The sequence below is a fragment of the Aeromonas simiae genome, assembly GCF_000820125.1.
In the GTDB taxonomy this organism is placed as follows: domain Bacteria; phylum Pseudomonadota; class Gammaproteobacteria; order Enterobacterales; family Aeromonadaceae; genus Aeromonas; species Aeromonas simiae.
Genome location: NZ_CDBY01000099.1, coordinates 1 through 22,432, shown reverse-complemented (window position 1 = coordinate 22,432; position 22,432 = coordinate 1). Strand labels below are relative to the sequence as shown.

The 22,432-nt window shown below is 64.4% G+C and carries 16 protein-coding genes; 7 read left to right on the top strand and 9 right to left on the bottom strand.

Going from position 1 to position 22,432, the window contains the following annotated elements; all coding sequences use genetic code 11:
- Positions 1 to 16: 16 nt before the first annotated feature.
- The 3 genes from BN1134_RS18625 (at position 17) to BN1134_RS18615 (ending at position 3,736) form a co-directional block, all read left to right on the top strand.
- The gene (locus BN1134_RS18625; protein ID WP_042049051.1) at positions 17 to 1,216 is read left to right on the top strand and encodes a glycoside hydrolase family 53 protein; all 1,200 of its coding nucleotides are present in this window, start codon (positions 17 to 19) and stop codon (positions 1,214 to 1,216) included.
- Positions 1,217 to 1,279: 63 nt separating this feature from the next.
- Positions 1,280 to 3,334, top strand: coding sequence for a beta-galactosidase (locus tag BN1134_RS18620; RefSeq protein WP_042049049.1), 2,055 nt, complete (start codon positions 1,280 to 1,282; stop codon positions 3,332 to 3,334).
- Between the two features lie 54 nt (positions 3,335 to 3,388).
- Positions 3,389 to 3,736: a glucose PTS transporter subunit EIIB gene (locus BN1134_RS18615; protein WP_042049048.1), complete on the top strand. Its 348-nt coding sequence runs from the start codon at positions 3,389 to 3,391 to the stop codon at positions 3,734 to 3,736.
- Between the two features lie 146 nt (positions 3,737 to 3,882).
- Here BN1134_RS18615 and BN1134_RS18610 read toward each other — a convergent pair whose 3' ends face one another.
- Both BN1134_RS18610 and BN1134_RS18605 read right to left on the bottom strand, forming a co-directional pair.
- A complete protein-coding gene (locus tag BN1134_RS18610; RefSeq protein ID WP_042049046.1) occupies positions 3,883 to 5,061 on the bottom strand; it encodes a dicarboxylate/amino acid:cation symporter in 1,179 nt (392 codons plus the stop codon).
- 200 nt (positions 5,062 to 5,261) lie between these two features.
- Positions 5,262 to 5,894, bottom strand: coding sequence for a LysE/ArgO family amino acid transporter (locus tag BN1134_RS18605; protein WP_042049045.1), 633 nt, complete (start codon positions 5,892 to 5,894; stop codon positions 5,262 to 5,264).
- 99 nt (positions 5,895 to 5,993) lie between these two features.
- Here BN1134_RS18605 and BN1134_RS18600 point away from each other — a divergent pair, with 99 nt between their 5' ends.
- Entirely contained in the window at positions 5,994 to 6,890 is an 897-nt protein-coding gene (locus BN1134_RS18600; protein WP_042049044.1) for a LysR family transcriptional regulator ArgP, read from the top strand.
- Between the two features lie 59 nt (positions 6,891 to 6,949).
- Here BN1134_RS18600 and pykF read toward each other — a convergent pair whose 3' ends face one another.
- From pykF to rdgC, 3 genes are all read right to left on the bottom strand, one after another.
- Positions 6,950 to 8,362, bottom strand: a complete 1,413-nt coding sequence (pykF, locus tag BN1134_RS18595; RefSeq protein ID WP_042049042.1) for a pyruvate kinase PykF — start codon at positions 8,360 to 8,362, stop codon at positions 6,950 to 6,952.
- A 495-nt stretch (positions 8,363 to 8,857) separates the two neighbouring features.
- A complete protein-coding gene (gene ybaL / locus BN1134_RS18590) occupies positions 8,858 to 10,483 on the bottom strand; it encodes a YbaL family putative K(+) efflux transporter (RefSeq protein WP_042049040.1) in 1,626 nt (541 codons plus the stop codon).
- Between the two features lie 327 nt (positions 10,484 to 10,810).
- Positions 10,811 to 11,722, bottom strand: coding sequence for a recombination-associated protein RdgC (gene rdgC, locus BN1134_RS18585; protein WP_042049038.1), 912 nt, complete (start codon positions 11,720 to 11,722; stop codon positions 10,811 to 10,813).
- A 178-nt stretch (positions 11,723 to 11,900) separates the two neighbouring features.
- Here rdgC and BN1134_RS18580 point away from each other — a divergent pair, with 178 nt between their 5' ends.
- The 3 genes from BN1134_RS18580 (at position 11,901) to BN1134_RS18570 (ending at position 17,357) form a co-directional block, all read left to right on the top strand.
- Positions 11,901 to 12,350 (top strand): GNAT family N-acetyltransferase, encoded by a 450-nt coding sequence (locus BN1134_RS18580; RefSeq protein ID WP_042049037.1) that lies wholly within the window; start codon positions 11,901 to 11,903, stop codon positions 12,348 to 12,350.
- A gap of 67 nt (positions 12,351 to 12,417) precedes the next feature.
- Positions 12,418 to 13,635, top strand: coding sequence for an exonuclease SbcCD subunit D C-terminal domain-containing protein (locus BN1134_RS18575; protein ID WP_042049035.1), 1,218 nt, complete (start codon positions 12,418 to 12,420; stop codon positions 13,633 to 13,635).
- Positions 13,632 to 17,357, top strand: coding sequence for an AAA family ATPase (locus BN1134_RS18570; protein ID WP_042049034.1), 3,726 nt, complete (start codon positions 13,632 to 13,634; stop codon positions 17,355 to 17,357). The genes BN1134_RS18575 and BN1134_RS18570 overlap by 4 nt, the downstream gene beginning before the upstream one ends.
- Before the next feature lie 62 nt (positions 17,358 to 17,419).
- Here the strand turns inward: BN1134_RS18570 and BN1134_RS18565 are convergent, their stop codons facing one another.
- The 4 genes from BN1134_RS18565 to BN1134_RS18550 all read right to left on the bottom strand — a co-directional run.
- Positions 17,420 to 19,342 carry a methyl-accepting chemotaxis protein gene (locus tag BN1134_RS18565; RefSeq protein WP_042049033.1) on the bottom strand — a complete coding sequence of 641 codons (1,923 nt, stop codon included), beginning with the start codon at positions 19,340 to 19,342 and terminating at the stop codon, positions 17,420 to 17,422.
- 103 nt (positions 19,343 to 19,445) lie between these two features.
- Positions 19,446 to 20,225: a substrate-binding periplasmic protein gene (locus BN1134_RS18560; RefSeq protein ID WP_198133216.1), complete on the bottom strand. Its 780-nt coding sequence runs from the start codon at positions 20,223 to 20,225 to the stop codon at positions 19,446 to 19,448.
- A gap of 245 nt (positions 20,226 to 20,470) precedes the next feature.
- On the bottom strand, positions 20,471 to 20,947 hold the full coding sequence (locus BN1134_RS18555; protein WP_042049030.1) for a methylated-DNA--[protein]-cysteine S-methyltransferase: 477 nt from the start codon (positions 20,945 to 20,947) through the stop codon (positions 20,471 to 20,473).
- Positions 20,934 to 22,432, bottom strand: a 1,499-nt coding sequence (locus BN1134_RS18550; protein WP_415857808.1) for an AlkA N-terminal domain-containing protein, incomplete at its 5' end; no start/stop codon positions are given. The genes BN1134_RS18555 and BN1134_RS18550, both read right to left, overlap by 14 nt.

The following is a 22,432-nucleotide window of genomic DNA, read 5'->3' as shown; positions in this document are numbered from 1 at the left end:
AAACAGGACGTTCGACATGACAATCAAGAAGACGCTGGTGATGGCGGCGCTGCTCGCCACCGGCTTGCTGGGCATGCAGGCTCAGGGCGTGGCCGCTGAGAGTGCCGTGGTGCAGCCGGTGGCGGTGCCGCAGGATTTCATCAAGGGGGCCGATGTTTCCATGCTGGCCGAGGTGGAGAAGTTTGGCGGCAAGTTCTTCGATGCCAGCGGCAAGCAGCAGGACGCCATGGCCATCCTCAAGCAAAACGGCTTTAACTACATCCGCCTGCGCCTGTGGGTCGACCCCAAGGATGCCGACGGCAAGCCCTACGGCGGCGGCAACAACGATCTGGCCACCACGGTGGCGCTGGCCAAGCGCGCCAAGGCGCTCGGCATGAAGTTCCTGCTCGATTTCCACTACAGCGATTTTTGGACCGATCCGGGCCGCCAGAACAAGCCCAAGGCGTGGCGCACCCTGTCGGTCGAGCAGCTGGCGGAGGCGGTCTATGCCCACACCAAGCAGAGCATGGACGCCCTGGCCAAGGCCGGCGTGCTGCCTGACATGGTGCAGGTTGGCAACGAGATCAACGGCGGCATGCTGTGGCCCGAGGGCAAGAGCTGGGGCCAGAACGGCGGCGAGTTTGACCGCCTGGCCACCCTGCTCAAGGCTGGCGTGCGTGCGGTGAAAGAGCACGGCAAGGAGATCAAGGTGATGCTGCACCTGGCCGAGGGCACCAAGAATGACACCTTCGTCTGGTGGTTCGACGAGATAACCAAGCGCGAGGTGCCCTTCGATATCATCGGCCTCTCCTTCTACACCTACTGGAACGGCCCCATCAGCGCCCTCAAGGCCAACATGGATGACATCAGTCAGCGCTATGGCAAGGACGTGATCGTGGTCGAGGCCGCCTACGGCTACACCACCGACAACTGCGACAACGCCGAGAACAACTTCACCGCCAAGGAGGCGAGCGACGGCGGTTACCCGGCCAACGTGCAGGGGCAGGCCGACTTCCTGCGCGATCTGCTCAAGAGCGTGGTGATGGTGCCAAACGGTCACGGCAAGGGGCTCTTCTACTGGGAGCCGGCCTGGCTGCCGACCCCCGGCGCGACCTGGGCCACCAAGGCCGGCATGCGGTACAACAACGACGACTGGAAGGAGGGCAATGCCCGAGAGAACCAGGCGCTGTTTGACTGTACCGGCCACGTGCTCCCCTCGATCAAGGTGTTCAACTGACCCGCTTTCAACCGACAGGGTAGCCGGCCATGGCCGGCGCCCCTTCGTTTTAGGAGATGTGTGATGCTCAAGTTTCCCCCGCTCAGTGAACGGGTGCCGGCCCTGCTGCATGGCGCCGACTACAACCCGGATCAGTGGCTGGACGACCCCCAGGTGTTCGAGCGCGATCTCGAGATGATGCGCCAGACCCGCTGCAACGTGATGTCGGTCGGCATCTTCAGCTGGTCGTCGCTGGAGCCGCAGGAGGGGCGTTATGAGTTCGGCTGGCTCGATACTGTGATCGACCGCCTGCACGCCAGCGGCGTGTCGGTCTTTCTCGCCACCCCGAGCGGCGCCCGTCCGGCCTGGCTCTCCCAGCGCTATCCCGAGGTGCTGCGAGTCAGCAAGGAGCGGGTCAAGGCGTTGCACGGCGGTCGCCACAACCACTGCATGAGCTCGCCGGTCTACCGCGACAAGGTGCGCGCCATCAACGGTGCCCTGGCCGAGCGCTACGGCCGCCACCCCGGCGTCATCGCCTGGCACATCTCCAACGAGTACGGCGGCGAGTGCCACTGCGAGCTGTGTCAGGAGCGCTTTCGTGACTGGCTCAAGGGGCGCTACGGCAGCATAGAAGCGCTCAACCACGCCTGGTGGACCAGCTTCTGGAGCCACACCTACAGCGACTGGTCACAGATCGAATCCCCGTCCCCCATCGGCGAGAGCTCGATCCACGGCCTCAACCTCGACTGGAAACGCTTCAACACCGCCCAAGTGAGCGACTTCTGCGCCGAGGAGATCAAGCCATTGAAGGCGGTCAACCCGAGCCTGCCGGCCACCACCAACTTCATGGAGTACTTCTACGACTACGACTACTGGCAGCTCGCCAAGGTGATCGACTTCATCTCCTGGGACAGCTACCCCCTGTGGCACAACAGCGGCGACGACACGACCCTGGCGGCCTACACCGCCATGTACCACGACCTGATGCGCACCCTCAAAGGGGGCAAGCCCTTCTTCCTGATGGAGTCGACCCCGAGCCTGACCAACTGGCAGCCCATCAGCAAGCTCAAGAAGCCGGGGATGCACATCCTCTCCTCCTTGCAGGCGGTGGCCCACGGCTCCGACTCGGTGCAGTACTTCCAGTGGCGCAAGAGCCGCGGCTCGGTCGAGAAGTTCCACGGCGCCGTGGTCGATCACGTCGGTCACATCGACACCCGGGTCGGCCGCGAGGTGCAGGCGCTCGGCGAGATCCTGGCCGCCCTGCCCGAGGTGGTGGGCAGTCGCGTCGAGGCCAAGGTGGCCATCATCTTCGATTGGGAGAGCCGCTGGGCCATGGACAACGCCCAGGGTCCGCGCAATGCCGGCCTCTTCTATGAGAAGACGGTGACCGAGCACTATCGCCCCTTCTGGGAGGCGGGGGTGGCGGTGGACGTCATCAATGCCGACAGCGCGCTGGACGGTTATGACCTGGTCATCGCCCCCATGCTCTACATGGTGCGCGACGGCGTTGCCGAGCGGGTCGACGCCTTCGTCAAACGGGGCGGCCAGTTTGTCACCACTTACTGGAGCGGCATCGTCAACGAGACCGATCTCTGCCATCTGGGGGGCTTTCCGGGGCCGCTGCGCCCGATCCTCGGGATCTGGGCCGAGGAGATCGACGGCCTCTACGACGAGGAGCGCAACGCCATCTCGGGGCTGGATGGCAACGAGGCAGGGCTGCGCGGCCCATACGAGGTGAGCCAGCTGTGCGATCTCATCCACCTGGAGGGGGCGCGCGCCCTGGCCAGCTATGACGGCGACTTCTATGCCGGGCGCCCGGCGGTGACGGTCAACGAGCACGGGGCCGGGCGCGCCTACTATGTTGCCTCGCGCAACGATCTGGCGTTCCAGCGCGACTTCTTCGGCCACCTCATCGACAGCCTGGCCCTGCCGCGCGCCCTGCCAGCCTTGCCGGAGGAGGTCACCGCCCAGTGCCGCAGCGATGGGGAGCAGGCGTTCGTATTCGTGCAGAACTTTGCCAACGCCGAGCGACAGGTCACTCTGCCGGCGGGCCACCGCGACATGGTGAGCGGCGAGGCGCTGGGCGACTCACTGCTGCTGCCGCCGTTCGGCTGCCGGGTGCTGCGCCGCGCCCGTTGATAGCGGGGCGGAGTCACAGGCTCCGCCCTCTTTTTTCATCATGAGGAGGTTCCCATGGTCAAGATGCAGGACTTCAAGCGGCTGTTTGCCGCCGCCCTCGGCCACAAGGGGGAGAAACCAGCGGCGGCGCCGCTCAGTGAGTTGGACGAGGCGGCCATCACCGCCCTCATCGCCGCCTTTGGCGGGCGCGACAACATAGCGGGCTTTGACGCCTGCCTGACCCGGCTGCGGGTCAGGGTCAAGGCCCTGCAACCGGTCGACAGCGAGGCGTTGCAGCGTCTCGGCGCCATCGGCGTCATCATCATCGGTGACGAGGTGCAGGCCATCTTCGGCAAGCGCTCGGACAACCTGCGCCGCGAGCTTAGTCAGTGGCTCGAGCTGCACGAGCCGGCGCCGCGCTAGGAGAGGCCGCCATCTCATCACCGCTGCGGCCCGGCTCTCCCGGTTCAAGGGGAGGGGGGCGGTGGCTGCATCGCGGCCAAGCAGGGGCTCTGAGCCTGCTGCTGGCAATAAAAAAAGCCCGGCATCTGCCGGGCTTTTTCATCGGGTTACTGCGCCGTCTCGGCCAGCGCCCCCTCATCTTGCTGGCGGCCGGCGAAGCGGTCGACCCACAGGGCGATGGCGCCGTCGCCGGTGACGTTGCAGGCGGTGCCAAAGCTGTCCTGGGCGAGGTAGAGAGCGATCATCAGCGCAATCGACGCATCACCGAAGCCGAGCATGGAGGTGAGCAGGCCGAGGGCCGACATCACGCCGCCACCCGGCGCGCCTGGGGCGGCGATCATCACCACCCCCAGCATCATGATGAAGGGGAGCATCTCGGGCAGGCTCGGGATGGCCAGGTGCTCGGAGAGGAACATGACGGCGGTGGCACAGGTGACCAGGGTGATGGTCGAGCCACACAGGTGAATGGTGGCGCACAGGGGCACGGTGAAGTTGGCGATGCCATCGCTCACCCCGTTGTTCTTGCTCGCCTGCAGGGCTACCGGGATGGTGGCGGCACTCGACATGGTGCCGACGGCGGTGAAGTAGGCCGGCAGCATGTTCTTGATCAGCTGGAGCGGGGAGCGGCCGAGGGCGAGGCCGGTGCCGACAAACAGGGCGGTGAGCCACAGCCAGTGCATCACGATGGCCATCACCAGCACCACGCCGAAGGTCTTGAGGGTGGTAAAGACTGTGCCCTCAACCGTCATCTCGACGAAGACGCCGGCGATGTAGATAGGCAGCAGGGGGATCAGCACCTTGGCCAGCAGGCGGTCGATGATGTCGCGCCCCTGATCGGCCACGCTGCGCAGATCGCGCGCCTCGGTGGCAGAGATGCCGATGCCAAACACGAAGGCGGTGGCCAGCGCGGTCATGACGCCAAACAGGGGCGGCACTTCCAGATTGAGGTAGGAGGCCAGCTTGACCCCCTCCTGGCTGTTCATGGCCACGCTGCTGGCAAACTGCGGGATGAAGTGGCTGGCGACCAGGAAGGCCAGGGTGCCGGCCAAGAGGGTCGAGCCATAGGAGAGGCCCACGGTCTGACCGAGCAGGCGACCCGAATTCTTCGGCAGGCTGGCGATACCGCTGGTGATAAAGAACAGGATGATAAGCGGAATGGTGAAGGTAATGAGCTGACCGATCAGCACCTTGGCGGTGAAGACCAGGCGCGCCAGCCACTCGGGGGCGTAGAAGCCTATCAACAGGCCGACCAGGATGCCGGCCAGCAGTTTTGCGATCAGTTTCATGATGAAGTTCCGCTTATATATGAAGTCGTCGAGTATTTTGTCGGGGCGTTTTTTAACACAAAAGCAGCAAAATTTCCCGAAAAAACAGAATAAATAGCGGAAACATTCAGCAAAATTGCATTTAACGAGCGTCTTCGCCAGTCATCCGGCAGACCGGATTGGGCAGGGCGGCCGGGTCAGGCCGTGGACCCGCTGGCGCGTCATGCCAGCTGTCCCGCCAGTTGCCAGGTGAGCTGGGTCGCCAGTGCCAGCATGATGGCGCCGACCAGCAGGTCGATGCCGCGCTTGACCCTGGGCTGGCTCAGCACGGGGGCGAAGCGGGCGGCGCCAAGTGAGAGAGCATTGAACCAGATGAAGGAGGCGAGCAGGCAGCCCACCGCGAACCAGAGCCGCTCATGGGCGGCCAGCTGGCTGCCGATGGAGCCGAGGATCACCATGGTGTCGAGGTAGACGTGGGGGTTGAGCAGGGTCACCGCCAGGGTGCCCAGCAGCACGGCGCCCCGGCCACCGAGGCGGGCCGTCTTGCGAGCCTCATCGGCGGCGGCCGGTCGCATGGCGCTGCGCAGGGCCATGGCGCCGTAGGTGGTGAGAAACAGGATGCCGGCCCCGGTGATGAGGGTGAGCAGCAAGGGTTGGCTGCTCATCAGGGCGCCGGCGCCGAAGACCCCGAGGCTGATGAGGAAGACATCGCAGCAGATGCAGATGGCCGCCACCATCAGGTGGTGGTGGCGGCGGATCCCCTGATTGAGCACGAAGGCATTCTGGGCACCGATGGGAACAATCATGGCCAGGCCCAGCGTGAGCCCCTGCCAGAGGGGAGAGGTGACGAACATGATGAGACTCCTTGAGGTAATGAACGCAGCATAAGGAGTGGCGTAGGTTTAGAAAAACTAATAATCTTAATTCATTATCAGTTTTGCTAATGGTGAAGGATGCGCGGACTCGACTATCTCTGGCTGGAGGCGCTCGACGCCGTGGTGGCCTACGGCGGGTTTGACAAAGGAGCGCAGGCGCTGTTTGTCACCCAGTCGGCCGTCTCACAGCGGATCAAGCAGCTCGAGAAGTGGCTGGCACAGCCGGTGCTGGTGCGCGGCAGCCCGCCCAGGCTGACCGCCATCGGCCGCCGCCTGCTCGGTTTTTATCGCCGGGTGAAGACCCTGGAGCTGGATCTGCTGCCCTCCCTCTCGCCGGACGGGGTGGATGCGCCCCTGCCGGTGGCCATCGCCACCAATGCCGACAGCCTCGCCACCTGGCTGCTGCCGGCCCTTGCCCCCCTGATGAGCGAGGGGAGGCTAGTGCTCAACCTGATGGTGGAAGATGAGAGCCGCACCCTCAACCGGCTGCGCTCGGGGGAGGCGGTGGCGGCCATCAGCAGCGAGCCGACCCCGATGGCGGGCTGTGTCAGCGATCGGTTGGGGCGTCTTGAATACCTCTGCGTGGCGAGCCCGGCCTTCATCGCGCGCTACTTTCCGCACGGGGTCAATGGCGAGGCGATGACCCGCGCCCCCGCCGTGGTGTATGACCAGCACGATGACATGCACTCTGCGTTTCTCGCCGAGCGTTTTGCCCTCTCCTCGGTGAGCTGGCCCACCCATGTGGTGCGCTCCTCCGAGGCCTTCGTCAAGCTGGCCAACCAGGGGGTGGCCTACTGCCTGATCCCGAGCCTGATGATAGAGCGCGAGCTGGCGCAGGGGACGCTGGTCGATCTACTGCCGGGGCAGGGGGTGATCCGCACCCTCTACTGGCACCGCTGGGCGCTGGAGAGCGGGCTGCTGGCCTCTCTTTCAGCCACCTGCATCCGTCATGCGCGGGAGGCGCTGGCGCCTTGAAGGTAAAACAGGAATAAAAAAACGGCGCCGAAAGGCGCCGTTTTTGCGGGCAGTGCCGATTAGAGCACGTGCACGGAAGCGGTGTTGGTGGTGCCGCTCGGTACCAGAGCACCGGAGACCATGACCACGATGTCACCCTTCACGCCCATGCCAGTTTGCAGCGCGATATCCATACCGATGCGGTAGAAGTCATCGGTGGAGGCGATAGCGTCGACCACGTGGGTTACCACGCCCTTGGACAGGGAGAGCTGGGAAGCGGTCTTGGCGTTGGTGGTGATGGCCAGGATCCACGCCTTCGGGAAGTACTTGCGGATAGCCTTGGCAGACTTGCCGCCTTCGGTAGCCACGACGATCAGCGGGGCGTCCAGCTTCTCGGAGGTCTCGACCGCACCTTTACACACGGCTTCGGTGATACGCAGCTTGTTGCTGTCGTTGGCCGCGGAGAGGTTGGAAGGCATGACGGCGTCGGTGCGCTCGCAGATGGTGGCCATGATGCTCACGGCTTCCAGCGGGTACTTACCCTTGGCGGACTCACCGGACAGCATGACGGCGTCGGTACCATCCAGGATGGCGTTGGCCACGTCGCCGGCTTCGGCGCGGGTCGGACGCGGGTTCTTGATCATGGAGTCAAGCATCTGGGTGGCGGTGATGACCAGCTTACGTGCCTTGTTGCACTTCTGGATCATCATCTTCTGGGCGAAGATAACCTCTTCAACCGGGATTTCCACACCCAGGTCACCACGGGCGACCATGATGCCGTCGGACACAGCCAGGATCTCGTCGAAGTTGTCCAGGCCTTCCTGGTTTTCGATCTTGGAGATGATCTGGATGGCGTCACCGCCGTGGGCCTTGAGGTGCTCACGGATTTCCAGTACGTCTTCCTTCTTACGGATGAAGGAGGCGGCAACGAAGTCGACACCCTGCTCGCAACCGAATACCAGGTCACGCTTGTCCTTCTCGGCCAGGGCCGGCAGCTTGATGGAGACGCCCGGCAGGTTAACGCCCTTGTTCTCACCCAGATCGCCGTTGTTGAGGACCTTACAGATCACTTCACGCTCGGAGATCTCGACCACGTCCATACCGATGAGGCCGTCGTCAACCAGGATGCGGTTGCCAACGCGCAGATCGCTGGCGAAGCCCGGGTAGGTCACGGCGACCTTGTCAGCGTTGCCGATGACGGTCTGGTCGGTGGTGAAGGTGAAGGTTTGGCCGGCGACCAGGGCGACGTCGTTGCCCCCTTCCAGCTTCATGGTACGGATTTCCGGACCCTTGGTATCGAGCAGGATGGCGGCCTTACGACCGGTCTCGGCCATCACTTCACGCAGGTTGCGGATGCGGGTGCCGTGCTCTTCGTAGTCACCGTGGGAGAAGTTGAGACGCATAACGTTCATGCCGGCATCCAGCAGTTTGGTCAGCATTTCTTTGGATTCGGTCTTAGGACCGATAGTGCAGACGATCTTGGTCTTTTTCATGTCAGTCTTCATGGTTAAAGGAATTTTCACTACGCAATATACACCAATTTCGTAAGACTTTTTATGATCCAGAAACAACGTTTTTGCCGTGGAGCTCGTTTTTTTGAGCGGTAACGTTTTCTTTTCGATACCGTAGCTTACGGCGCGAACAGCGCTATCAGCGGGGTGAAAAAAACAAGCTTCAATAGACGCTTTTCAGGCCTTAGTTCGATTTGTAGTAATAAATTGACAAAAAGGTCATGGAGTTGTCATGGGGAGAGGCGAGGCTTGCTCTGGTTTCAGAAAGGAGGATAGCCCATGGCCGGTTTCCCGTTGCCGCCCATTTGGGTTTGGCTGCTCTGGCTGACATTGGGCGCCGTGCTCAGCCTGTCAGGGGACCCCCAGTCCAGGCTGGCGACCATGGAGTGGCTTGCCTGGCTGGGGGCACATCGTCTCTGATTTTTTCCGGTCTCTTTTTTCCGATCTCGGTGCGCAGCGCCGCGCGCTGCGTCACATTCAGACGGCGCCAGCCAGCTGCCCCAAGCGCTGGGCGGCCTCTTCGTCCCCGTTCACCACGTGGTGTGCCCCGCGCTCCAGTAAGTGCCGGGCGATCTCCTCCTGCGCGCCGCAGGCTGCGATCGGCAGCGCGGGATAGTGGCTATGCGCGGCGGCCACCACTTCACCGGCCAGCAGGCCATCATCCAGAGTGACCAGCAGATAGCTGGCATGGGGCAGGGCGTGCAGCAGCATGTCCGGTTGCAGCGGATGGCCGACCAGGCAGGGGATGTTCTGCTTACGCCACGGCTCGAGCAGATGCTCATCTTCATCAAGCAGCACCAGCGCCTTGCCCTGGCTAAGTAGCAGGGGGATGAGGTGGCTGCCGACCGGGCCTGCCCCGACCACGACCACATGGCCTTGCTGCACCTCGAGCGGCGCCTGCGGCTGCTCTGGCTCGGGATGGCGGGCCAACCAACGCTCCAGCCGGGTAAAGAGCAGAGGGTTGAGCATGATGGAGAAGCAGGCCCCGACGAGCACCAGATCGCGTGCCACGCCGGGCACCAGATTGAGTGCGACCGCAAGCCCCATCAGGATGAAGGAGAACTCACCCACCTGAGCCAGGCTGGCCGAGATGGTCAGCGCGGTACGCTGGCGGTGGCCAAACAGGCGCACGATGGCAAAGGCCGCGACCGATTTGCCGAAGATGATGATGAAGATGGTGGCCAGCACGGCGAGTGGTTCGCGCAGCAGGATGGCCGGATCGAACAGCATCCCCACCGAGACGAAGAACAGCACGGCGAAGGCGTCTTGCAGCGGCAGGGTGTCGCTGGCCGCCTTGTGGCTCAGGTGTGAGCTGTTCATCACGACACCGGCGAAGAAGGCGCCAAGGGCAAACGAGACGCCAAACAGCTCGACTGCACCAAAAGCGATGCCAAGGGAGCAAGAGAGCACGGCCAGCGTAAACAGCTCGCGTGAGCCGGTGGCGGCCGTGTGGGCCAGCAGCCAGGGGATGAGGCGGCGGCCACCGACGATCATCAGGGCGATGAAGGCCGCCACCTTGGCCAGGGTGAGGCCCACATCCTTCAGTGCGCTGGTGAGCATGACCTCACCGCCGCCCTGTTGCAGGTTGGCGAGAATGGGCAGCATCACCAGCGCCAGCACCATCACCAGATCCTCCACGATGAGCCAGCCGATGGCGATGCGCCCTTCGCGGCTCTCGACCAGACCAAGGCTCTCGAGCGCTCGCAGCAGCACCACAGTGCTGGCGGTGGAGAGCGCCAGACCAAACACGACCCCTGCCGTTACGCTCCAGCCGAGCAGCTGTGAGAGTCCCAGCCCGAGCAGGGTTGCAATGGCGATCTGGACAATGGCGCCGGGGATGGCGATGTGCTTGACCGAGAGCAGATCCTTGACCGAGAAGTGCAGGCCGACACCGAACATCAGCAGGATCACACCGATCTCGGCCAGCTCGGGAGCCAGTTGCAGATCGGCGACATAGCCGGGGGTAAAGGGGCCGGAGAACACCCCGGCCGCCAGATACCCCACCATGGGGGAGATCTTCAGGCGTTGGGCCAGCATGCCCAGCAGGTAGGCCAGCACGAAGCCGCCGACCAAGGTCGTGATCAGGGGGATAGAGTGGTCCATATCGTCACCTCGCTAATGGCTGTTAAAAGCTGCGGACAGTGAGGTGACCGGCAGCCGTCAATAAGCAGGTTGGCGAAAGGAAAATTGCTTGGCATGCCACAGGGGGAGGCATGATGCGTCAATCGTCATTTCACGGGAAATATAATGGCGGGAAGATGTGCGGGCAATGATTGTTTTAATAAAATGTTTTATAAAATCAATCACTGTTTCTTCAGCATTTATTAATGTTTTATTGCTACAGAATACCGTTCGTTGTGAAGTGATTGCCAGATGAGAATCATTGACAAAGAGGCCGCCCGCAGGCGGCCTCCCATAGGGCAGAGGGGATCAGAGTGACTGCTCTTCACCACCCAATGCGGCCAGCAGGGCGGGAATGAACTGAGAGAGCTCGGCAGTCACCAAGGCAAAGTCGGCATCGAGGCGGGCGGCCGGATCTTCGCTGGTGATGTCATCGTTCTGTTCGCGCAGCTCCTCGCTGAACTTGAGGCGCTTGATGGAGAGATCATCCCCCAGCACGAAGCTCAACGTCTCGCTCCAGTTCAGGGCCAGCTTGGTGACCAGCTTGTCGTTGGCCAGGTGGTTCTTGATTTCGTCGGTCATCAGATCCTGCTGCTTGCAGCGGATGATGCCGCCATGCTCCATGGCGCTACGCAGCTCGGCCTCGTCCTCGAGGGTGAAGGAGGTCGGCAGGTTGCCCTCGTTCAGCCATTCGGTCATGGTGATCTCGGGCGGATTTTTCAGGGCCACCGGCACCACCGGCAGGGTGCCGATGGATTTACGCAGCAGGGCGAGCAGATCGTCGGCCTTCTTGGCGGAGCCGGCATCGACCACCATCAGGTTGTCGGCGGGGTTGATCCAGGCGAAGGTCTGGCTGGTGCGGCTGAAGGCGCGTGGCAGCAAGGTGTGCAGGATCTCTTCTTTGAGCGCTTCCTTCTCTTTTTTCTTCAGGGCGCGCCCCTGCTCATGCTCCATCTCTTCGACCTTCTCGGCCAACATGTCTTTGACCACGGAGCCCGGCAGCATCTTCTCCTCTTTGCGGGCACAGACGAGGATCTGGCCGGAGGCGGAGTGGGTCAGGGTGGCGCCGAACTTGCCGAGCGGTTTGACCCAGCCGAACTTGGAGAGATCCTGGCTACCACAGGGGGTGAAGATGCAGCTCTCAAGCTGGGTCTCCAACTGATCCACGGTCAGCTCGAAGGGGCGGGTAAAGCGATAGATCTGCAGGTTCTTGAACCACATGGCGTCGTCGGTCTCCTAGGTTGTCTGGCCGGCATTGTACTGCAAAAGTGGGGCCTGTGATCAGCACCTTACTTTGGTGAAAAAAAGTGGAGCCAGCTCACAGGAGAGATTTTTCATCCGAAATTAATCGTAAATCCTCCCTAGACTGCTCACTGTGCGATGACTCAGGAGCGGTCTCATGATCAGACTTGGCGTGGAAAAGGACATGGATGCCGTGCTGGAGATCTGGCTGCTGGCCTCCTTGCAGTCCCATGATTTCGTCAATGCCTCGAGCTGGTGGCAGGTGCAAGAAGATCTGCGGGTGCGTTACCTGGAACAGTCCACTATCTGGGTGTGCGAAGAGCGCGGTGAGCTGCTCGGCTTCATGGCGCTGGCGGATGACTATCTGGCGGCCCTGTTCGTACGGCCCGATCGCCAGGGGCGTGGTGTTGGCCACGCCTTGTTGACCAAGGCCAAGGGATTGTTGTCTGAGCTGCGTGCCAAGGTCTATGTGGAGAACGACGAGGCGGTGCGCTTCTATCGCCATCATGGCTTCGTCATTGAGGGCGAAGAGCTGGACCCCATGACCGGCCACAGCCTCTACCTTATCCGTTACGCCGGACAGACCCCGGCAGCCCAATCTGCTTGATAAGCGCCGTCCGCGCCCCCATCTTCAACTTATCTTCTGCCTTTTGCCTTCTCATCCGGATCCGCGCATGAAACTCCTGCACACCGCCGACTGGCATCTGGGGCATCAGCTCCATGGCCATGATCGCCACGCCGAGCACCAGGCCTTTCTCGACTGGCTGGCTGCCACCATCGCAGAGCGCCGCCCCGACGCCCTGCTGGTGGCCGGTGATCTGTTCGATACCGCCAATCCCCCCGCCAGTGCCTGGCAACAGCTCTATCGCTTTCTGGCTCGTCTGCGGGCCGATCACCCCGCCCTTAACATCGTGCTCATCGGCGGTAACCATGACTCCCCCTCCAAGCTCGATGCCCCGCACGAACTGCTGCGCGCCTTCGATCTGCATCTGGTGGGCAGCGTCAGCCGCGATAGTGCGGGACGGCTCGACATCGAGCGCCTGCTGGTGCCATTGAGGGGGAGCGATGGGGCTGTGCTGGCCTGGTGTGCGGCGGTGCCGTTTCTGCGCAGCAGCGATCTGCGCCCGGCCGAGCTGGCCGAAGGGGCGGATCGGCTGGTGGAAGGGGTTCGCGACATCTATCGCCAGGTGCTGGAAGAGGGGCGCCGGCGGGCCGGCGATCTGCCGCTCATCGCCATGGGTCACGCCTATCTGGCGCGCGGCCAGCTCTCCGAGCTCTCCGAGCGCAAGGTGCTTGGCGGTAACCAGCACGCCCTGCCAGGGGATCTGTTTACCGGAGCCGATTACACGGCCCTTGGCCACCTTCACCTGGCCCAGCAGATGGGGGACAAGGTGCACTACAGCGGCTCCCCGCTGCCCCTTTCACTGGCCGAAGCGGAGTATCGCCACCAGGTGCTGGAGGTGGAATTTCACGGCCGTGAGGCCAGCGTGTCGCGTCTGATGGTGCCGCGCGCCGTCGAGATGATCCGCCTGCCCGAGCAGACGCTCGATGAGGCGCTGGCCGCCATTGCCGCGCTGGATCTGCCCGAGTGTGCGCTGGCGGCGCGCCCCTTTCTCGAGGTGCGTCTGCTGCTGCCCAAGCCGGAGGCACGGATCCGCGAGCGCGTGCTGGCGGCGCTGGAGGGCAAGCCGGTGCGGCTGGCGCGCATCGCGCCCCGCTACAGCGGCAGTGGGCGGGAGCTGGCGGCCGGTGCCCGGGTTCGGCTCGACGAGATGAGCCCGGAGGCGGTGTTTCGCCTTTGCTATCAGCGTCAGTTTGAAGGGGAACCGGATGATGCCCTGCTGGCCTCGTTCAACGAGATGGTTCAGCAGGTTAAGGAGCACGAACAATGAAGATCCTCTCCCTGCGTGGCGAGCACCTCGCCAGCCTCACCACCTCGTTTGAGATTGACTTTGCCGGCGGCCCGCTCGGGACGAGCGGCCTGTTCGCCATCACCGGCAATACCGGGGCGGGCAAGAGCACCCTGCTCGACGCCATCTGCCTGGCCCTCTACGACGAGATGCCGCGCTTTATCGCCAATCGTAAGAACGTGGCCGAGGTGGGACGCCTCGACGATGAAGAGAAACTCAAGGCCAACGACGTGCGCGGCATTCTCAGCCGCGGCCGCGCCAGCGGCTTTGCCGAGGTGACCTTTCGTGGCTGCGACGGGCGCCTCTATCGTGCCCACTGGTCGGTGCGCCGGGCGCGCAATCGGGTCGAAGGGCGCTTCCAGCCTCAGGAGCGCAGCCTCACCGATGTGGCGAGCGGTCAGGTCTTTTCTGGCAACAAGCGTGAGCTGCAAGAGCGCATCGACGAGCTGGTCGGCCTCTCCTGGGAGCAGTTTCGCCGCGCGGTGATCCTGCCCCAGGGGGAGTTTGCCGCGTTTCTCAAATCGAGCGTAAATGAGCGCTCGGCCCTGCTAGAGCGCATGACCGGCACCGAGCTCTATTCGGCCATCTCGATGCAGATCCACGAGCGCCACCGGGCCGAGCAGGCGGTGTTGAGTGAGCTGACGGCTCGTCTGGGCGACGTGGTGCTGATGGACGATGACGAGAAGGCGGCGCTGGCCAGCGAGCAGGTGCAGCACGCGGCGCAGCTGCGTGAGCTGGGGGAGGAGCGCCAGCAACTGCGGGAGCTGGCGGCACTGGAAGAGCGCTTGGCGGCGGCCGAGCAGGCCATGCAGCAGGCCGACGCCGAGCAGGCCGAGGCGCTGGCCGAGCAGGCGCAGGGTGAGGAGGAGAGCCGCCGTCTCGCCCTGCTTGAACGGGTTCAAGGTGAGCGGCCGCTGCACGATGAACTGGCCCGGCTGACCGTGCAGCTCGCTCAGCTGGAGGCACAGCGCGAGCGCTTGATGCCGGCGCTGGCCGAACTCGAGCCCCGCGAGGCGGCGGCGCGGGCCCGTGAAGAGCAGGCCCGTGGCGCGCGTCAGCAGGGGGAGCAGGCGCGCGCCGCCTTGCAAGGGGAGCTGGACGAGGCGCTGCGCCTCGATGAAAAGCTGGCCGAGAAGGCGCGCCAGCAGGGGCAGCTACAGCACCATTGCCGCGCGTTGCACGATGAGGCGCTGCGCCGTGAACAGGCGCGCGCCGCGCTGGTTGACGAGCTGGCCGGCTGGCAGCGGGCCGCCTCCGAGGGGGCAGACTGGCTGGCGCAGCACGCCCGTTTTGCGCCACTGGCCCAGAGCGGCGTGCTGGATGCTCTGCACGACATGGCAGCGGGGCGGCATGCCTTTGATGAGGGGCGCCGCGCCCTGGCCGAGCGGGAGCAGCAACGCGCCCGGCTGAGCGATGAGCTGGCCGCCGTGGCGCAGAGCCGCAGCGACGGTCAGGCCGAACAGGAGCGGCTCGAGCAGGCGCTGCGCGAGGTGGAGGCCGGTGAAGACAGCGAGCGACTGGCGACGCTGGAGGCGGAGCTCTTCGCAGGGAAAGCCCGTCTGGCGCTCCTTGGCCAGCAGCGGGAGCTGATCGAGGCGGGCGCCCAGATCGGTGCTCACGAGACGGAGCGCACGCAGCTGCGCGAGGCGCTCTTGGCGCGTTTGGGCGAGCTGGAGGGGCTGCTCGGCGCGCTGGCGCCAGAGCTGATGGCCGTGCAGAGCCGCGTCGATGAGGCGCGCCACACCTTGCAGCAGTCGCATCTGGTGCAGGGCCTCGAGGAGCTGCGCCATCAGCTGGTGGCGGGGGAGCCCTGTCCGCTGTGCGGTGCCAGCGAGCACCCCTGGGCCAGTGAGGCGCCCGTGGTGGCCGGACTGCTTGGCCAGATGGAGGCCAGGGTGCGGGAGCTGGAGCAGGAGCTGGCTCTGGGGCGGCGCCAGCAGGCGCAGTGGCAGGGAGAGGCGCAGCAGCTGGTACGCCAGCAAGCCCAGCTGGATGAGGAGCTGCGACGTCTGGCCTCGCACCGCCACGGCTGGCTGGAGCGTTGGCAGAGCCTGACCGGCGAGGTCGGTGAGTGGCCGACCAGCGGGGCGGCCTGGCAGGCACTGCTTGCGGCGGTGGTGGCCGAGGGCCAGGCGCTGAGCGAGCAGGTGGGTCACAGTGAACTGGCCTACCGCCAGCTGGCGGCGGCCCGCCAGCAGATCCTGGCCCTGCGCGGTGAGTACGCCCGTTTTAGTCAGCAGCGGCAACAGCAGGAGCGGCAGTGGCAGTTATGGGAGCAGCAGCGCTTCACGCTGGAGGCGGAGATCCGCGCGCAACATGAGCGGCTGGCCGAGCTGGAAGGGCGGCTGGTGCAGGGGGCCGAGCGGCTCGATGCCCAGTGGCCGGATGGGGAGTGGCGGCGCTGGCTCACTGATCTGGGGCAGCTGGCCGAGCTCAAGCGGGATTATCAGGGGGTGCTTGCTCGTCAGGAGCAGGCCAAAGAGGCCATCGCCACCTTGTCGCCACAGGTGGCCACGCTGGAGGCCGAGAGCCGCAACGTCGTCGAGCAATTGGCCAAGGGTGAGCAGGATCTGGCCCATCAGACGCAGCTGCATGCCGGGTTGCTGGCCCAGCGTCAGCAACTGCTGGGCGGGCAGGAGGTGGCCGAGGTGCAGGCGTCCTGGCAGGGGCAATTGCAGGGGCTGACCGATGAGCTGGAGCGCGCCAGCCGCGCCGCGCGGGGCTTGGCCGAAGAGTTGCAAGTGGCCCGCGAGCGGCTCGAGGCTTGCCGGCAGCAGCATGAAGAGACGGCGGCGGCGCGCCGTGCGGCGCTGCAACAGTGGGCTGCGCGCGTGCATGAACTCGGGCTCGATGAGTATCAGTTGCGCGCTCTGCTGGCGGTGACCCCTGAGGAGCGCGAGGCGCTGCGCGAGCGGCACGCCGCCCGGACTCGCCGGGTGCAGGAGGCCGGCGTCAGGCTCGCCGAGCGGCAACGGACGCTGGCCGAGGAGCGTGAGCGACGTGAGCTGCGTCTGGCCGCGCGGCCTGGATTGGTGCAGTGGCAGGGGGAGGCAGGGCGCGCCCGCCTGCTGGCGCTGGAGAGCATGTGCCATGAGACCGAGCAGGCACTCTTTGCGTGCCGCGCCAAGCTGGCGCGGGCCGAGGAGGATGTGCTGCGCGCCGGGGCACTGCGCGATGAGCTCGCGCTGGCCCAGGCGCGGGCTGACCACTGGCAGCGTTTGTGGGATCTGGCGGGCTCGGCCGATGGCGCCAAGTTGCGCACCTTCGCCCAGAGTCTGACCCTGGAGCGGCTGCTGCTTGAGGCCAACGCCCAGCTGGCCGAGCTCTCGCCGCGTTACCGGCTGGAGCGAGTGCCCGGCTCCGATCTCGCCTTGCAGGTGGTCGATGGTGACATGGGGGATGAGGTGCGCTCGGTGGACTCGCTCTCCGGTGGCGAGAGCTTCCTGGTGTCGCTGGCGCTGGCGCTGGCCCTCTCCAGCCTCTCTTCCAAGCAAACCCAGGTGGAGTCGCTGTTTATCGACGAGGGGTTTGGAACCTTGGACCCCGACAGCCTGGATCTGGCGCTCTCTTGCCTCGACTCCTTGCAGGCCAGCGGCCGCCAGATCGGGGTCATCTCCCACGTGCAGACCCTGGTCGAGCGCATCGGCGTGCAGATCAAGGTAGAGGCCATGGGGGGAGGGGAGAGCCGCGTGGTACTGCCTTAAGGGGCGCTGTGGTTCTCACGGTTGCAACGAGCCCCGCACTGGCGGGGCTCTTTGTTATCGGCTCATGCCTGGGCCAGGATGGCCGGGATGCGCCCCGCCTGCTCACCGATGTGGCTGGCGACCCGGTGCGCCTGCTCGGTGATCTGGTGCGACTGGGTGCGGATCTGCTCCATCAGCTCGGCGAAACGTGACAGCCGGTCGGCCTGACTGCGGGCATGGTCGGCGCCCTGCTGGGCCACCACGGCGGTGCTGCGCACCGTGTCTTGCACCGTGCGGGTGGTGTGGCGCAGGGTATTGGCCTGCTCATGCTGGCGTTTGGCCTCTTCGTCGATGCGTTGCATGGTCGCCGAGAGGCGATCGCCCGCCCCCTGCAAGCGGGTCAGAATATCGACGATCTGCTCGAGAGAGCGCTGGGTGTCGGCCGAGAGATGGCGTACCTCGTCGGCAACCACGGCAAAGCCCCGGCCTTGCTCACCGGCGCGGGCCGCCTCGATGGCGGCATTGAGGGCCAGCAGGTTGGTCTGCTGGGCGATGTGGCCAATCACATCGACAATGGCGGTGACCTCACCCAGGGAGTGGCCCAGCTCGCCGATGGCCTGCTGGCACTCATCGATGGCGCGGGTGGTCTGGCCCGTGGTCTCGAGCAGGGTATCGACCATGGTTTCGCTCGAGCGCATGTGCTGCTCGTTGTGGCTGGCATGCGCCGCGATGTCCGCCGCGACCCCGCTGACCTCGGCCGCCAGCCTCTTGAGCTCCTCCATCATGGCCCCCCCTTCGCTGACGGCGCTCTGGGCGTGAGCGGTGCTCTGCTGAATCGGCTCGACCAGGCTGACCATCTCCTGCAACGAGGCCGAGACGGCGGACAACTGCTGGGCCTTGTGCTCCTGATCCTGATGCTGACGGGCGATCAGCCGGTTGTAATTGCGCCCGATCTCGGCGAGTTCGTTACGCTGGCGCAGCTCGGGCAGGGGCTCTGCATCCCCGGTATCGGCCAGACGGGCGAAGGCTTGTTGCAGATGCCGCAATGGGCGCAGCACCCAGCGCTGCTGGCACTGCCAGCCAAGCAGGGCAAACAGCACCAGGGTCAGCGCCATGCTGCCGAGGAGGAGATTGAGCCGGCTCTGGGTCTGTTGGCGCAGCATGGTTTGGGCGTGGCTCAACTCGCTGCCGGTGCGCAGCAAGGCCGCGATATCCCGGTTGACCTGGGCCCTTGCCGCCTGCTGCTGCGTGAGTTGACGCGTGGTGGCGGCCAGTTCACCCGGATAGCGGCGCAGCAGACTGGCCATCTCGTTGCGGGCCGTTTCTCCTATCTCTTCCGGCTCAGTGGGGGTCAGCACCAGCAGATCCGTGCTGCGTTCGGCGTATTGGCCCAGCAGGGGCAGGGCGAGCAGGGCCTCGCTCTGCTGCTGCATATCGGCCAGGGTCTGCTGCATGGCGGCATTTAACGCCGGATTAGCCTGCTCCAGATAGCTCTCCCTCTGGTGGGCCAGGGTCGGTAACGCGGCCAGCATGGCACCGCTATGGCGGATGAAGGCCAGCCCTTGTGCATTGCTGGCCTGCTCCCCGTAACGCTGCAACTGGCGCAGCTGGGCCACCAGTTCGTTCTCGGCGTTTTGCAGCAGCAGTTGCTGGTTGCCAGAGAGTTTACCGGCCGCGAGGTACTCCCGTTGCAGGCGTTGGGTCATGTCGGCCAGCTGCTTGTTAAGGGGCGCCGCGAGCGAGGCAGGCAGCGTGGCCGCCTGCTGGCTGATCCGTAGCAGAGTCTGCTCTGCCCCTTTGAGGTGGGTCTGATCGCCACTGCCGAGATAGTGGTTCAGGTTCTCTTGTAGGGGCTGGCTGATGAGGTATTGCAGCAGTTGAATGCGCTCGGTTTGCGAGGTGTCCAGGCGCAGTTGCTGGCTACCCCACCAGAGCGCGGCCGTCAGCAGCGTGGCCAACGAGAGTAAAAGCAGGGAGGAGAGACGAGAAAAGAGAGAGATTCGCACGCAAGTACCTTAAGTCCGATCCGGTGACTGTGGATTAGCGCTGCGTATGGTGGCGAGTGTTGATGACAGGCTGATGACACCGTGCGGTCAGCATGGCGTGCGGCTATTTGGGCCCTGACTCCTGCTGCCATTTTGTCTCGTATTTTTTGATCAGGGCATCGATATAGCCATTGGCCTTGTAGGCGATGATCTTCTGGCTAAACGCCGCCTTGTAGGATCTGAAGGCCGATTTTTTGGCAAAGGCCAGGTACATGCCGTGTTTGGGCAGGCCGGCGGAGATGTAGTCAATCTTATCCCTCACCCCTTCGCGCTGGGCGTAGGCAAGGCCGGCGTGCAGGCCGTAGATGATGTAGTCGTTGCGGCCATATTCGAGCTTTTTGAATAACTGCTCGACCGTCGCCACATGCTCGATTTGAAACTTCTGATCAGGGAACTGCGAGCGCACCTTCTGCTCGAAGGCGGTGATGCTGGCATCCCCGAGCAGACCACCACCGACTTTGCTCGCCGCGTCGTGCCAATTTTTGAGCGGCACGGCATGCCCCTTGAGCGTGAAGATGACGGACTCATCCATCATGAAGGGCGGATAGACGTAGTCGAGATAGGCTTCCCGCTCCTTGGTCACGAACAGGCCGGCAATCATGTCCACTTCACCGTTTTCGGCGGTGTTCTGCACTCGTTTCCATGGGCCGGCATAGTGGTTTTCAACCGATATGCCCAGCTCGTTGCTGATGGTCTCGGCCAGCTCAATGCCGATCCCGGTCACCTGCTGCGGGTTACTGTGGCTTTGCCAACTGAACGGTGGGTAGACGGGGCTGCCGGTGAGGATAAGGCTGGGCTCTGAAGCCGCTGCGGTGAACGTGAAGAGGAGAGGTAACAACAGCATCAAGTGCCAGGCCGCTCTTTGACAAATGGTATTGGCAAAGCCCATGCAACTCCCCTTCATGGTGTGTAAGTTCGATAACACTGTAGCTTCTTCCCTGGGTACCGACAGGGCCCCCTTCGGTTGGCGTGAGGCGGTCAGGGCGGCCCTGGCTGAATCATACAGAGCGTACCGCATGGTAAAAGCACAAAAAAATGAAAGTTGGTCTCCGATCAAACATTGGCGTTGTGGCGGCCCATGGGGGAGGGTCAGATGGCGATGCCTTCCAGATGCAGCAGGGTTCGCTTGATGGGCAGGCCACCGGCATAACCGGTGAGTGAGCCGTCTTTACCGATCACCCGATGGCAAGGGACGATGATCGAAAGCGGATTGCGCCCATTGGCGGCCCCGACGGCGCGGCTTGCCCCCGGCTTGCCGAGCTGGGCGGCGAGTTCGCCATAGCTGCGGGTCTGACCGAAGGGAATGGTGCGCAGCTGCGCCCATACCTCATGTTGAAAGGTGGTGCCGGTTGGGGCACATGGCAGCGTGAAGGTGCGCAGCGCACCGTTGAAGTAGTCATGAAACTCACGCATAAACGGCGCGAGTGCGCGGCTATCGCGCCGCCATTCATGCCTTAGCGGCAGCGGGCGCAGGCCGTCGACGAAATCGACGTGGGCAAGCCCCGCCCGGTTGATGGCGACCAGCAATGGGCCGCAGGGGGTATCCATCAAGTCAAAGCAGATCATGGGGAGCTCCTTTCTGTGAGGGGGTGGCGGGCACGCCGCTGGCGGCGCCATGCCATAGCCAGCTGGCGGCATAGGCGCGCCACGGTCGCCATGGCTCGGCCAGCTCAGTGAGCGCCGCGGCGCTTAATCGCGTGCCGGGGATCAGCGCTTTTTGCAACACCAGATCGCTGGCCGGGAAGGCGTCGGGATCGACCCCGCAGCGCAGGCGCCAGTAAGCCACCGTCCAGGGGCCGATGCCGGGCAGGGCAAGCAGCTCGGCGTCGCTGGCGGTCTCAAGGTGGAGCCCGCCTGCCATGGCCTCGGCCAGCGCCTTGAGCGTACGCACCCGACTGCCGGGCAGGCCAAGGCCATCGAGGTTCATGGCCAGCAGCTCGGGGCCACTTGGCAATGCCGGGGCGCCCCACTGTGTGGCGCGCCGCGCCACCAGGCGCCCAAGAATCGTGATCGCCCCCTTCACCGAGATCTGCTGGCCTATGATGGCGCGCAGCATCACCTCGAGCGGGTCCCAGCCGCCGGGCAGTCGTAATCCCGGAGCGGCCGCCACCAGGGGGGCCAGCAGGCCTGTGCCTAGGCGGTCGATAATCGGGGACGGATCGGCATCGAGATCCCACTGGCGCCGCACCTTATGCAGCAGCAGCGGCAGCTCGTGCGGGTGGATGCCATAAAACGTGACCACCAGTTGGTTACCTTCGCCTTGGCGCACGGCAAGACGTGCCGGGTTGCCACGTTTGCCCATGGGCAGGTGCCGCACGTAGCAGTGACTACTCACCTCCTCGATGCCTGCAATGGCGCGCAGGCGGAAAAACGCGAGCAAGGCCGCAAAGTCATACGGGGGGCGGTATGCAAGGTGCAGCGTCAGGCCATCGCTCGGGGTGGCGGGGGCCAGGGTGCGGCGCACCGCGCTCGGGCTCAAGTGGTAGGCGTGCAACCACGCATCGTTAAAGCGGCGCAAGCTTTGAAAACCGGCGGTGAACGCCACATCCGTGATGGAAAGCTGCGTGTCGGTGAGCAGTTGCTTCGCCAGCAGCAAGCGCCTTGTCTGCTCTAGCTTGAGCGGGGTGAGTCCAAGGTGCTGCTCGCACTGGCGGCGCACCGTGCGCGCCGTCGTGCCATAGCGCGCCGCAAGTTCATCGAGCGTCATGTCAGCAAGATCGCCGCGCGCGATCGCGTGCAGCACATAAGACAGTGCGCCAGGCAAGGAGTGGCGCTCCCCCGGTGCAAGCTCTGGCCGGCAACGCAAGCACGGGCGCAGTCCGGCACGCTCCGCCGCCGCCGCGCTGAAGAAATAACGCACGTTGTGCTCCAGTGGCGGCCGTGCGGGGCAGACAGGGCGGCAATAGATCCCCGTGGTCAGCACGCCGGTGAAGAAGCGGCCATCGAAACGGGCATCGCGGGCGAGTCGGGCACTGCGGCACTGGGCTGGGGTGAGGGGGAGCATAGGGCCTCCTTGGATCTTGCCCTCAGAGTAGGGGGGAGGCGGGGCGG